At 42.0% G+C, this 14255-nt stretch carries 11 protein-coding genes and 1 tRNA gene; all 12 read left to right on the forward strand.

Going from position 1 to position 14255, the window contains the following annotated elements; genetic code table 11:
• Positions 1 to 11 precede the first annotated feature (11 nt).
• The 12 genes from QZ735_RS09305 to QZ735_RS09360 all read left to right on the forward strand — a co-directional run bounded on the left by QZ735_RS09305 (position 12) and on the right by QZ735_RS09360 (position 12815).
• Entirely contained in the window at positions 12 to 620 is a 609-nt protein-coding gene (locus QZ735_RS09305) for a biopolymer transporter ExbD (RefSeq protein WP_294247310.1), read from the forward strand.
• Positions 621 to 632: 12 nt separating this feature from the next.
• The gene (locus tag QZ735_RS09310; RefSeq protein WP_294247281.1) at positions 633 to 1211 is read left to right on the forward strand and encodes a biopolymer transporter ExbD; all 579 of its coding nucleotides are present in this window, start codon (positions 633 to 635) and stop codon (positions 1209 to 1211) included.
• A gap of 23 nt (positions 1212 to 1234) precedes the next feature.
• Positions 1235 to 2080 carry an energy transducer TonB gene (locus QZ735_RS09315; protein ID WP_294247284.1) on the forward strand — a complete coding sequence of 282 codons (846 nt, stop codon included), beginning with the start codon at positions 1235 to 1237 and terminating at the stop codon, positions 2078 to 2080.
• Between the two features lie 81 nt (positions 2081 to 2161).
• Positions 2162 to 2359, forward strand: a complete 198-nt coding sequence (locus QZ735_RS09320; RefSeq protein ID WP_294247286.1) for a C4-dicarboxylate ABC transporter — start codon at positions 2162 to 2164, stop codon at positions 2357 to 2359.
• Entirely contained in the window at positions 2349 to 3221 is an 873-nt protein-coding gene (locus tag QZ735_RS09325) for a PstS family phosphate ABC transporter substrate-binding protein (RefSeq protein WP_294247289.1), read from the forward strand. Before QZ735_RS09320 ends, QZ735_RS09325 begins: the two co-directional genes overlap by 11 nt.
• An 89-nt stretch (positions 3222 to 3310) precedes the next feature.
• Positions 3311 to 4963, forward strand: a complete 1653-nt coding sequence (locus QZ735_RS09330) for a tetratricopeptide repeat protein (protein WP_294247292.1) — start codon at positions 3311 to 3313, stop codon at positions 4961 to 4963.
• Positions 4964 to 5038: 75 nt separating this feature from the next.
• Positions 5039 to 5758, forward strand: coding sequence for a bacillithiol biosynthesis deacetylase BshB1 (gene bshB1, locus QZ735_RS09335; RefSeq protein ID WP_294247295.1), 720 nt, complete (start codon positions 5039 to 5041; stop codon positions 5756 to 5758).
• 35 nt (positions 5759 to 5793) lie between these two features.
• A tRNA-His gene (locus QZ735_RS09340) sits at positions 5794 to 5869 on the forward strand.
• A 134-nt stretch (positions 5870 to 6003) separates the two neighbouring features.
• Positions 6004 to 6372: a T9SS type A sorting domain-containing protein gene (locus QZ735_RS09345; protein WP_294247298.1), complete on the forward strand. Its 369-nt coding sequence runs from the start codon at positions 6004 to 6006 to the stop codon at positions 6370 to 6372.
• 713 nt (positions 6373 to 7085) lie between these two features.
• The gene (locus QZ735_RS09350) at positions 7086 to 9797 is read left to right on the forward strand and encodes a T9SS type A sorting domain-containing protein (RefSeq protein ID WP_294247301.1); all 2712 of its coding nucleotides are present in this window, start codon (positions 7086 to 7088) and stop codon (positions 9795 to 9797) included.
• Between the two features lie 291 nt (positions 9798 to 10088).
• The gene (locus tag QZ735_RS09355) at positions 10089 to 12041 is read left to right on the forward strand and encodes a histidine kinase (protein ID WP_294247305.1); all 1953 of its coding nucleotides are present in this window, start codon (positions 10089 to 10091) and stop codon (positions 12039 to 12041) included.
• Between the two features lie 6 nt (positions 12042 to 12047).
• Positions 12048 to 12815 carry a LytTR family DNA-binding domain-containing protein gene (locus tag QZ735_RS09360; protein ID WP_294247308.1) on the forward strand — a complete coding sequence of 256 codons (768 nt, stop codon included), beginning with the start codon at positions 12048 to 12050 and terminating at the stop codon, positions 12813 to 12815.
• Positions 12816 to 14255 lie beyond the last annotated feature (1440 nt).

Raw genomic sequence — 14255 nt, forward strand, 5'->3', positions numbered from 1 at the left:
CATTAATAATAATGGCGAGAGTCAAACCAAAAAGACATGGAGTAGTGACGGATATGACGGCAATGTGTGACGTTGCATTCCTGCTGCTTACATTCTTTATCTTGACCACTCAGTTTAAAAAACCTGACGTGGAGCAGATCAAACCGCCATCTTCAATATCAGAAAAGTTACTTCCTGATGCCAGCTTGATGACCATCAATGCAACTCCGGACGGAAAATTTTATTTCCAGCCGGTAGAAAACGCATCAGAGCGACTACAGCTTTTGGACAATATGGGTAAAAAGTACGGTGTTACTTTTGACAATAATGAAAAAGCTGCATTCCAGAAAGTACAGGCTATCGGCGTTCCTATGAACCAGCTGAAAAGCTATCTTGATTTGTCAGGTGACGAGCAGAAAAATTTCAAGAGTCCTACAGGGATTCCTATGGATAGTACAAATAAACAATTGGTGGACTGGGTGAAAGAAAGCCTTGCCGTTAATCCCGAATATAAATTGGCGATTAAAGGTGACGTAACGACCGAATACCCTAAAGTTAAAAGTTTATTTGAAGGTTTAAGGGACATCGATTTCCTTAAATTCTGGCTGATTACATCACAAGAAGGTAAACCTAATGAATAAAATCATTTAGAAATGGCAGAAGTACAAGTACAGGAAAAAGGCGGCAAAGGCGGCAAGGTACGTTCCAAGAAGCAGAACACGCGGGTCGATATGACCCCGATGGTGGACTTGGGTTTTCTATTGATTACCTTCTTTATGTTCACCACCACATTCTCTAAACCGAATGTGATGGATTTGGGTCTTCCGGCAAAACCGAAAGATGATCAACAGAAACCCCCTCCAACGGAAATTAAACTTTCAAATTCCATTTCTTTATTATTAGGGAAAGACAATAAGATCTTCTGGCACCAGCAGGATAATACGTCCTTGAATGATCAGAACCTTAATGAAACTACTTTTGATAGAGAAGGAATCAGAAAAGTAATTGAGCAGGCAAAAGCAAATGCGGCTGATAAATCCAAATTTACCGTGATTATCAAGCCTACTGACGATGCTGTATATAAAAACTTTGTGGATATTCTTGATGAGATGGCCATTACCAAAAGCGAGCAGTACGGGGTTACCGATCTGAAGCCGTGGGAAAAAGCCATTTACGATAAGAAAGTAGGAAACTCGGGAGCTGCGGCTGCTGCAACGCCGGCTACAAAGTAATTTAACCATAAAATTGTATATCTATGGCAAATGAAAATGCATACGATTCCAATCTTACTTTAGACGAAATCGTATTTGAAAATAGAAACAAGGAATATGGCGCCTATGATTTAAGACATCAGTATCCTAAATTACTGACCAAATCTTTCATTATCGGTACAGCTTTATTCCTCGTTGCCGCCCTGTCTCCTTTTATTTATCTTACCATCAAGAGACTTACCGAACCGCCAAAGCAGGAAGTGAAAGCGGATCTGGTAGAAATTTTACAGGAAGATAAGATTATCGAGCAGCCGAAAGAAGAAGAACCACCACCACCACCTCCGCCACCAAAGGAAGAGGAGAAAATAGAAATTATTCAGAACGTGGTTCCTGAGCCGGTAAAGGCGCCTAAAATTGAAACGCCGCCACCACCGATTTCCAAGCAGTTGGAAACGACAACCGGTCTTAACAATCAGGAAGGGGTAAAAGCTCCGGCTTATACACCGCCGCCGCCGCCGCCATCTACCGGAACAAGAACGTCAACTGCTGAAGTAAAGCCTCAGGTGAACGAGAACCAGGTGTATACCGAAGTAGAGCAGACTGCTGAATTCCCTGGAGGAATCAATTCTTTCAGAAATAAGGTAGCCAGCAACTTCGACGGTTCTGCAATGAACGGAGATGAAGGTACGGTAAAAACGGAGATCACTTTCGTTGTTGAAAGAGACGGTAGTATTACAGATGTTAAAGCCAGCGGCGGAAACTCAGACTTTAATGCAGAGGCGATCAGAACGATTAAATCCATTAAAAACAAGTGGACCCCTGCTAAAATTAACGGACAATCTGTACGTTACCGATTCAGATTACCGCTGACAATGAATTTTGAAGGATAATTAATGTTATCTATCTTTTAAATAATATGAAAAAAGAGAAGCTTATGCTTCTCTTTTTATTTTTTTTGGTATTTTTGTTATATGATGTTCAATTGGTTATCCCTGGTCACGGGATTGTTTTATATCGTTCTGGGAGTTGTAGTGATTATCTACAAATTCTTCTTTACGACATTGGAGCCGGGCGTTGCCTATGCATTAGGTTCACTGGTTATTCTTTACGGTATCTTCAGGATTTACAGGGCAGTTTCAAGAATTAAAGATTCAGGGAATGAAAAGTAGAATAAAAGCGGTAATGCTGTTGATGCTTTCCCTGATCGCTGTGCAGTGTAAGAACGAGGATAAATCGCCTTCGTATCACAAAGGAGAAATGACGATCCTTACGGATGAATCGTTTAAGAGTGTTACAGAAGCCCTGGCAGACGGATACATGATCAATTATCCGGAGACCAAGATAAAAGTGGTTACCAAAAAAGAAGACCTCGGATTTCTGGATTTGCTTAAAGATCAGGCCAAGATCATTGTGATGTCAAGGGATCTTTCTCAGGAAGAAATCAAGTCTTACGAAGAGCAGGTAGACCTGAAGTTCCTTCCGGCCAGATTTGCTGCAGATGCCGTGGTTTTCGTTGTTCCGAAAGACAGTCCGAAGGAAAGTATTTCGATGGAGGAAATTGCTCAGGGAATGCAGGCTGAAAATAAGCCGTTCATTTTTGACGGTGCCAATTCCAGTAATCTTAACTTTGTATCCCAGAAACTTAAAAAGCAGCCGAAAGATCTGAAGTTTTCCATTATTCCGGGCAATAAAAATATCATAGAAGAGTTGAATAAATATCCTGATAAAATAGGCGTAATCGGGCTTAATACCTTCAGCAGGCCTTATGATAAAGAGTCGGAGGAATTGAGAAATAAGGTAAAAATCCTGCCGGTTATCAGCAAAGGAAAGTCGTATACAACGGAACCGGAGAACCTCAGAACCATGAATTACCCGTTTACCAGAATTTTGTATTTTTTAACAAATGAGGGCAACTTTAATCTGGCCAATGGTTTTATCCGCTATTCATGCACCCAGCTGGGGCAGATGATTGTTCAGAAAGAAGGATTACAGCCTTATAACCTCTACAGGCGTGAAGTACAGATGCGTTAAAATGTCTTAAATTGGAGTTATACCTAATTTAAATGTTATATATTGGTCTGGAAATTGTGTTAATTTAGTTTCAATTATTAAAATAAAAAATGAAAGATATAATGAATATGAATGTAAAGAAGATTGCCTTTGGCGCAGCAGTAGTGTTTTTTACCAGTTTTTCTTTTGCCCAATCGGTACAGGATGGTATTAACAGCATCGACAGCGATAAATATGCTCAGGCAAAAACTAATTTTACAAATATGATTGCTTCAGCACCAACTGCTGAAAACTATTTTTACTTAGGAAATACCTATCTTAAGCAAGGTGAACCCGATTTCACTGCTGCTACGGAAAGTTTCAATAAAGGGCTTGCAGCTGATAAAAAAAGTTACCTGAATCAAATCGGACTGGCTACGGTAAAACTTGGAAAAGGTGATAAAAATGCGGTTGCTGAGATCCAGAAAATCGTTTCTGATTCCAGAGAGAAAGATGCAGAAGTACTTTTCAGGGCTGCTGAAGCATTAACTTTATTTGAAAAAAATAATTCACCCGATCTGGCCATCCAGTTTCTGAATAAAGCGATTGAAAGAGCATCTAAGAAAGAAGTTCCTGCCTACTATTATTATACATTAGGAGATGCTTACAGGCTGAAAAGAATGCCGGGCGATGCGATGACAGCCTATGATAAAGCGTTGCCTTTAGCAAAAAACAAAGCATCCGTATACACAAGGATCGGTACGCTTTGGATGGCTGCACAGCAATGGCAGCAGGCGAAAACAAGTATAGATAAAGCTATCGCTACTGATCCTTCCTATGCGCCTGCATACAAGGCAATGGCAGCTTACGATATCAGATACCAGCAGAATGCGAAAGCAACTCAGGATCTGATTAACTATACCAAGTATGCTGATGAAGATCCATACACCCAGCTGGAAATTGCAAAGTTGTATTTTACCAATGAAGACTATGCAAACTCTAAGCAGGTATTGGATAAGATTTTTGACAAGATCAATGATCCGATCAAATTTAAATTGAGAGCTTATCAGTTGTATGCGGACGGAAAATACCCGGAGGCAAAGCAGAATATTGATAACTTTATTGCTCAGGTAGAAAAGTCAAGAGTTCAGCCTGCAGACCAGGGCTTACAGGGACTCATCGCTGCCGGTCTTGCTAAAACAGAAACCGATACTGCGAAGAAAACAGCCTTAATGACAGAATCCCAGCAAAAAGTAGCTATTGCCAAAGCCGCAAAAGATGAAACCCTGAAATGGGATATGGAGTTGGTGAAAATTGCCGGTGGAGGCGGAGCTTCCCAGGCTGATGTTGATGCAGGACCTACTAACCCGGTAATCGAAGGATTAAAGCAGAAAGTGGCCGCCAACGCACAGGATTCAGACTCTCTGTTTAAACTGGCTACAGCTTATCAGGAGGCTAAAAACTGGAACGGAGCCATTATGACATGGCAGAAGATGAATGCCCTGCTTCCGGATTGGGCACCTGGTTACTATAGCTTAGGCTATTCCTACCAGCAGGCAGGAAATAATGATGCGGCGAAGATGGCATATGAAAAATTCATCACTACTGTAAAGCCTGCAGACCAGGAAGCTAACAAACAGACTTTGGCTTATGCTTATTTTGCCGTAGCTTATATGAATAAGGATTCAGATCCTGCCAAAGCAAAGGAATATGTAGCCAAATCGGTTCAACTTGATCCTACGTATCAGGATGCTGTAAAATTAAATGCAGAGATCAACAAATAACACAATTTAATTTCATCATAGAACTTCCCATTCATCACGTTTGGGAAGTTTTTGTTTAAACCGTATTTTTGTTATATGAAAACAGATATATTAGCTTTCGGAGCTCATCCGGACGATGTAGAGCTGGGCTGCGGAGGAACTATAGCCAAAATGGTGGCAGAGGGAAAAATCTGTGCTGTGGTAGATCTTACCCGGGGTGAGCTTGGCACGCGTGGAACGGATGAGACAAGAAAGGCGGAAGCTGCTGACTCTGCAAAGATTCTCGGAATTGCAGCACGTGAAAATCTTGAAATGAAAGACGGATTTTTGGAAAACTCGGAAGAATACCAGATGAGAATTGTAAAAATGGTCCGCAAATACAGGCCTGAAATTGTTCTGGCCAATGCTATTGATGACCGGCATCCGGATCATGCAAAAGGAGCGAAATTAGTGTCGGATGCGTGCTTTTTAGCAGGCCTGAGGAAGATAGAAACCGAACTGGACGGGGAAAGCCAGGAAGTCTGGAGACCGAAACACATTTTCCATTATATTCAGTGGAAGAATATCAAACCGGAATTTGTCATTGATATATCCGATTTTCTGGATCTGAAGATAAAATCCTGTATGGCCTACAAGACCCAGTTTTATGATCCTGCATCCAAAGAACCTGAAACTCCGATCACTTCCAGGGACTTTTTTGAAAGTTTAACTTACCGTGCCCAGGATCTGGGAAGACTGTCGGGAGTGACGTATGCAGAGGGCTTTACGACAGAAAAATTAATTGCTTTGAAAAATTTTGACGGAATTGTTTGGTGATTAAAAAATCTTTCCTATATTTGCACTCACAAAACGGTGATTGTAGCTCAGTTGGTTAGAGCGTCGGATTGTGGTTCCGAAGGTCGTGGGTTCGAGACCCATCATTCACCCAGAATGGCACATTTTCTTTTGAAAATGTGCTTTTTTATTTTACGGTAGTAATAATTATTTATTCCGGACCAATCCCGGCTTTAAAAATGAAACCAGTATTTTTGGGACCGGAGGTATTCTGAAAACTTCAGATAATGAATGCAATTTCATTCAATAGTTCCGCTATTGATGCAGGCCATGTAACAGATGCGCCGGCAGATGATATAACCGGAATGGTCCGTATGGGGAATCCGGATATAGGCGCCTATGAACTAACAGGCAATCTGAATGTTACAGACTTAAAGATTAAGACTATTGGGATTTATCCCAATCCTGTAGAAGATCTTCTCATTGTAGAAACCCCTGATAAAATTTTGAAACTGGAAATTTTCAGTACCTCAGGGCAGTTAATTAAAACAGTAAAAGAATCAAAAGCAGATGTTTCGTCATTACCGGCAGGAATTTATATTGTACATGCTGTTACGGAATCTGATGTAATGACAGAGAAATTTATCAAGAAATAGATCTTCTGACTGACGATAATCAGCCTTTCAAATTTCTGAAAGGCTTTTTTATTGTATAATAAATCATTCAGAGAACCCGGAGGTCTGGCAAAACGTTTATGCTTTCTGAGAAAAAATTCCCGATACCTTAATTGATTTCTCTTTCAGACTGACCGGTAAATCCATTATAGGAATGTAGCGGATTTCTCTCAAAACCTCACGGATATTCATCTGTTTCCTCTGAAAAAAGATTTTTTTTTATATTTGACTATTGTTAATAAAGAAGTTTTATCATAACCTGTATAAAAAAATCATAGGCCCTCCCGGAAACCTGAAATTACAATATAAGTGAATACCATTCCATAGCAAATTGTATTTGATAAAATAAGTATTTTTGCATCTTGATATGATTTTGATATTTCTCATATTACATAAAGAATTTAATAACCCAAATTAAACTGTTGACCATGAATAATACAGTCAGACTCCCGTTTTCTGTTCCAGAACCTGTTTCCATTAACGTGTTACCATTCCCGTCTTTATCTGAAAATTTATCTTTTCACATCTGACTTGATATATTGATTTAAATATACAACAGGAATAATGCTGTCTGTCAATAATCAGATTCTATAATCACCTGATAAATATAATCATCATGGAGTTCAGAAACCATTCAAAACGAAGCGGAACCGAAAAGCTAAATGAGTAGGAAAAAACCTTATAACAATCAGAATATGAAGAAAATATTTTTATTATTTGTTTTAATCAGTTTACCGTCATTTGCACAGTGCTGGCAGAGCCTGAGTACAGGAGGAGAGCATTCCGCAGGCATCAAGGCAGACGGTACGCTCTGGGTATGGGGAAACAATGACCACGGGCAGCTGGGAGACGGCACAACCAGTCCGAGGAAAGTACCTGTTCAGATCGGTACCGCAACCAACTGGAAGATGGTCAGTGCAGCAGTGGCTCATACCATAGCGCTTAAAACCGACGGAACGCTCTGGGCCTGGGGCTATAACCGATACGGGCGGTTAGGCGGCGGCAATTCACTGGAAGAATGGTCACCCATACAAATCGGGACCGCTACCGACTGGAAAAGCATCAGTGCCGGAGGAGCCCACTCGATGGCTCTTAAGACGGACGGAACGTTATGGGGATGGGGATATAACGGATTCGGGGAAGTAGGAGACGGCACTTTATTCAACGTATATGAACCGACACAGATCGGGACTGCCAACAACTGGAAAACCATTACTGCCGGAGTCAACCATACATTGGCCATAAAGACCAACGGGACATTGTGGGCGTGGGGAAGCAACAATTTCGGGCTGCTGGGAGACGGAACCACAACCATAAGAAAGACCCCGGTCCAGATCGGGACCTCCACGAACTGGAAAGCCATAGCTGCCGGAGGATTGTTTTCGGCAGCCCTCAGAACAGACGGAACTTTATGGACCTGGGGATACAACAGCTCCGGGCAACTCGGAAGCGGAACAACTACCAACAGGAGTACGCCGGGACAGGTGGGAACGGATACCAACTGGGTAAGCATATCCAGCGGTTTCGATCATACCCTCGCAATAAAGACAGACAAAACCCTTTGGGGATGGGGTAAAAATTTTTACGGACAATTGGGGATAGGCTATATCAGCGGTTATAAAGAAAGCCCTACACAAGTAGGTTCTACTGCCAGCAGTGCCCAGGTTATTGCCGGAGAATATCATACCCTGGAGCTTGATACCAGTGGATCTTTAAGGGTCTGCGGAAGCAATGTGTCCGGGCAGCTGGGTGATGATACCGATGTGGATAAAAGTTCACTTACCCCTCTTGCCTGTCCTTCCGGATGTCCTTCGCCGGCACAGCTTTCCGTAACCAATATTAGTGCTTCCACTGCCAATATCAGCTGGAATGTACCGGGCCAGGCACCGGGTCAGGGATATCTTTATTTTTACAGTACCAATCCCACAGTTGGAGGTATCGACGGAACTTCTGTTTCTGCCAGTGCCAGCTTAACCAATCTGTTACCAAATACCACCTACTATTGGTGGGTGGCATCTCATTGCGGAGCAAGCCAGGGGAACTGGAGCCAGATGAATTCTTTCACGACCCTTCCGTCCGCGACATCAGGCTGCTGGAAAAGCACCAGCACCAAAGGATATCATACGGTAGCCATCAGGACAGACGGAACACTCTGGGCCTGGGGCTATAATTATTACGGCCAGCTGGGAGACGGAACCTTTGTTGATAAAACCAGTCCCGTACAGATCGGTACTGCATCTAACTGGAAAAGTGTAATGACCGGAACCCACTATACATTAGCCATCAAGACAGACGGGACCTTATGGGCCTGGGGAAGAAATGAGAACGGACAACTGGGGGACGGAACCACGACTAACAGAAAAGTACCGACCCAGATCGGGACCGCTACTGACTGGCAGGCTGTAAGTGCAGGGAATAGCCATACAATAGCCATAAAAAGCAATGGAAGTTTATGGGCCTGGGGAAGTAATAACGATAACCAGTTGGGAGTGCCTTACGTTTACAATACAAACAATCCGGTTAAAGTTGGAACTGCAAATAACTGGCGGGACATCAGTGCAGGAAGCTATCACAATCTGGCTATAAAAACAGACGGAACCTTATGGGCCTGGGGGTACAATGTGTACGGCCAGTTGGGAGATGAAAGTTCCATGAACAGGGATGCCCCCAAAAAAATCGGGACAGCTGCCAACTGGAAAAGCGTCGATGCCGGCCTTTACCATTCAGTAGCAACAAAAACGGACGGCACCCTATGGGCCTGGGGATACAATAAATACGGGCAGCTGGGCGACAATACAAAAATAGACAAATCGGCGCCTGCACAGATCGGAACGGATACCAACTGGAATACTGTAGCGGCCGGCGAACATCATTCTGCAGGAATAAAAACAGACGGAACACTATGGACCTGGGGATATAATTTCCAGGGGCAGCTGGGTGATGGTACCCTGATTGACAGGGATGTACCTGTACGCATCGGAATGGCCTCCAACAGACAGAGCGTCTCGGCAGGCAGATACAATACCTTAGTTATAAATAACGACGGTATCCTGTCAGGCTGCGGATTCAACAGATTCGGCCAGATCGGAGATGCAACAATGATTACCAAAAAAATACCGGTTCCTGTAGCATGCAGTACCAATCAATTGGGAACTGATGAAATTCCCGCTTCTTCGGATCTGTTGAAGGTATACCCTAATCCGGTTTCTGATAAACTAACAGTTTCATTTAACCGGAATATAACCTCTGTGGTGATCTATACCATGGCAGGCCGGAAGGTAGCCGAACAGGCTATCAACGATACCAAAGGGACAATCAATATTTCATCGCTGGTTTCAGGCGTGTATATCGTTAAAGTAAATTCAGCCGGTACTACAGTGAAAACCGTAAAAATCATTAAAAAGTAAACCACGCAACATAACAGGGACACGAATTTCAGGATTGATCATAGTTTGCTTACCAGTAAACTTACAGTTGAATTTTAAAATACCGTAACCGTCTGAAAAAGCATGCTCTCACAAGAGCATGCTTTTTTCAATGAAACTGATGATACCCATTCCAGGAATTTTCCGGTAGTATAAACCTGTTGAAGGATAGAAGGATAGGTTTACGCAGGCAGTTGTACCTATGGATAGGTAGGCCGGGATATTATTAAAATACCTATTTTTGTCCCAAAACTATAATTCCTCTGTCTTTTTATGACTCAGATTAAACAATTCATCCTGCTTGCATTACTGTGTTTTATCTCCTGTAATCTTTATGCTCAGGATAAAGCTATTGATTCACTGAAAAGGGTTCTCCTCAATCCAAAACTTCACGATACGACCCGGCTGGCAAAAATATCAAGTGCAGTGGATCAGTCCATTCCGGGGAGCCCCGGTTCGGAAATACTCAATGAAATGATGGCGGAAATCGCTTTGGAAAATCTTAAAAAGACCGGCGATCAGGAACTCCGTAAGAAATATTCAAAGTATCTGGCGGCTTATTATTCCAACAAGGCAGGAGCCTACCAGATGAAGAGAGATATTCCGGAAGCATTGTCATACCTCGATAAAAGCATTTCCCTGTTCCGGAAAATAAACGCTACTGATGAGATGAATTATGCAATTATCAATAAAGGTATTGTCTATTCACAGATCAATGATAAGCAGAAAGCGATACAATGCCTGTTCACTGCCCTTACTTATTTTGAAAAACAACCTGAAGAGAACCAGGATGGTATTTCCTATGTGAATTCAACGCTTGCAACAATATACTCGGATCAGAAGATGTATGAAAAAGCTATTTTGTATGCACAAAAGACAATTGATTATCTTACTTCTGAAAAACAGTTAAGCGGAGATCAGGAGTTTCAGCTTAGCGAAGCCTATATCAATTGCGGCACCTACTATCTGAATCTGAAGCTATACGGGAAAGCACTCATCAATTTAAACAAGGCTCTCCTGCTCTTCAGGAAAGCCGGGAATACTTCAAGCACCAGTATCTGTTTCAATAAAATAGCACAGGTAAAAATGGAGCAGGGAAAATTGCAGGAATCGGAAGCCCTGCTGCAGGAAGCCCTGACGAGCGATCAGGGTGAAGTGCCAAAGGCGTATGCTTATATTACCCTGGGCGACCTTTTTTACCGGAAAAAAGAACTTTCAAAATCAGAATCTTATCTCACAAAAGGTTTTGAAATAGGAAAAGCAGCAAGAAATTTACAACTGCAGGAAAAAGCTTCGGAGCTGCTGCTGAAAGTTTCCAGGGAGAACCGGAATTTTGAAAAAGCGCTGGAAATGTATGAATTTCAGACGAAACTGAAAGACTCAGGTAAGATTGAAGCCTCTAAAAATGCACTGGCGCAGCAGCAGCTCAAATATGATTTTGAGAAAAAGCAGCTTCACCTGGAACTGAATGCTGAAAAAAAGGAAGCGGCCAAAAACAACTGGCTGATTGCCTTGTCCGGAGCCCTGCTGCTGGTATTGTCCGGAGGGTATTTTTACTACCGGAACAACAAGCAGCAGCAGGAAATTACCGTTCTCGAAAAAGACAGGATCAGGCAGAAGCTCCTGTTGTCCCAGATGAACCCTCATTTTATTTTTAATTCCATAGACAATATCCAGAGCCTGATCATCAACGGAAAAGAAGAGACTGCCATTTCCTATCTGGACCGTTTTTCAAGATTAACCAGGCAGATCCTGGAAAACTCCGGTGAAAATTATATTTCGCTGGAAGAGGAGGTGTATATGATTGAAAATTACGTATCCATACAGCGGCTTCTGTATAAAGATCAATTCGATTTCAAGGTCGCTATAGAAAACATAGCGGATGCCGGATCGTTTTTTATTCCTCCCATGCTCACCCAGCCGTTTATTGAAAATGCTATCAAGCACGGAATGAAGAACAAAGCCGGAAAAGGGGAAATCAAAGTTGTATTTTCCCATACAGACGACAGGCTTTTATTTGAAATCTCTGATAACGGAACCGGCTTCAGTAATGAAAACAAGGCTTCCGGACACAAGTCAATGGCCATGAAGATTACACGGGAAAGGTTGCTGAATTATGCGGGCGGCCGTCATTTTGAAGTGGTGTCGGAAAGCAGGAAGGATGCGGAAGGACAGCCTGCAGGTGTTAAAATTGCCTTTGAAATCCCTTATATTTACGAAAATTAAGCCATTATGTTGAGAGCAATCGTTATTGACGACAACCAGGAAATCCGCAAGAAAAACTGTACATTGATCAAAGCCCATTGTCCGAACATCATGGTAATCGGGCAGGCAGATTCAGTGGAATCCGGGATTAAGGTGATCAGGCAGTTATCACCGGACCTCGTGTTTCTGGATATCGAAATGCCTGACGGTACGGGTTTCGACCTTTTGCAGAAACTGAACCCGATTCATTTTAAAGTGATATTCATTACAGGATATGAAGATTTTGCCATAAAAGCCTTCCGTTTTTCAGCCATCGATTATCTATTGAAGCCCCTGAATCCTGCCGAACTGACGGAAGCCGTAAAAAAAGCGGAAGAACTGATGAGCAAAGAAATTTTCGATATGAAGCTCAGCAACCTGTTTATGAATCTGGAGCGTCCCAAAAATCTTCAGAAACTTATTTTAAAGACTGCCGACAAAATATACTCTGTTAATATCCAGGATATTGTGAACTGTGAGTCGGATAAAAATTATACCACATTTTATTTCATCAATTCACCTAAACTTGTAGTTTCTACTCATCTTAAGGAGTATGAGAATCTGCTTGCACCCTTTCATTTTTTCAGAACTCATCAGTCTCATCTGATTAACATGGCTTACTTTGATCATTTTATTAAAACGGATGGCGGCAATACGATTGTCATGAAAAATAAAACTACCTTGCCACTTTCAGTCCGTAAGAAGGAAGAGTTTCTGCTTCTGCTGGATCATCTCAGCCGGAACCTTGAGTTTTAAACCGTTTGTAAGGAACACCAGATTCTACTGAACCTGTTCCCCAAAGTTGGTCTGATGACAGGCTTTCCTGACGTCCGGATATTTCTGATAGGCTAAGGGCAGAAGTGGTAGTGATTCAGTAAGCTTTTCCTGAAATCGCAAAAAATAAGAGGTAAAATCAGTTACTTAAAAAAACGGGATCTGCGTTGCAGATCTCCAGAGTTTCTACGGATTTCCTCCGGATCCCGACGAATTTTCATCCGTTTACTTCGGAAAAGACATTTATTTTATTTTTGAAGACAGTTTCAGGAGAGTTATCCGGTGTGGTACTCTCATCAATGTAATAAAATAAAGGCATATGAAAGTATTGACTTTGGTGTGTATGATTGTATTGTTTGTGGCAGGAAGTGTTTATGCCGGAAAGCAAGCTGCTGATACCGGTTCCGGAACACAAGCAATCCGGACGCACTGGTAATAAATGAAGCATAAAGAACGGACCGGTGCCATGGCTGCCGGTGGCAGGAATCTAGAAAATGATTCTCCTGCATCCTGATCAGGGATTAAAGAAAGAATAAAAGAATAAAAATTTAAAACGGAACCGGTACCTATGGATGCTTTCACAACTGCAGATTTTGTTATCCTGCTCTTTGGAATAGCCAATGCAGCCTGGGTAGGTCTGCTGTACATATTGTCACTGCGTATGACAGCAGGATATAAAATTCCGAAAAAGCACAGCCGGTACCTCGCACGAACAAAGCATATAACACAGGGAGACAAACCATATAAAGGAGTAAAACCGAGACAAGGAAGATGGTTTATAATTTTATGAGTACCGGAAATTATTAACAGATCGCGAATAGACAGATTGTTTTTATTTCGTACTGCGGTAGGTATTTTATTGTACGCAGACCCGTGCAGGACAACGAGATAAGAACCTGCCGGCTGTATGAAATAAAGTGATATATGCAGGCTTGAACTGAACTAAAAAATTGTATTTTTGCAGCTGAAAATATGATTGATAATTTTCATATTTCTTAAAAATAATACCCTGAACTAAAAAATAAACAGACCATGAGTACTACTATTTCCTTTATTTATTTCCAACATTCTTTTTCAGCAACATAGCGCAATAAAAAAGCCACCGGAAAATTTACCGAGGTCATAACATTATGTGCACGGTACTGAATGGCTCTGTCATAAATCATCTGATCTACGGATGCGGCCGGGATAGCAAAAGCACTGTTACACAGGCTTCATCAGGAATAATCCGGTAGCCGGAGAGGCCGGAGTTCCCGGATACAATTTGAATTCATATTCATAACACAGGAATCATTATGGAGCCGTCAACCATTCAAACGGAGCGGAAACCGAAAAGCTTTATGAGTAGGAAAAACCCTATCAAACTTATATGAAGAGACTTATCTTATCGAAGGCGACTGAAAAGCTATGCTTTTTACTCCT

Origin of the sequence: uncultured Chryseobacterium sp. (genome assembly GCF_913776365.1) — a bacterium.
Taxonomy (GTDB): domain Bacteria; phylum Bacteroidota; class Bacteroidia; order Flavobacteriales; family Weeksellaceae; genus Chryseobacterium.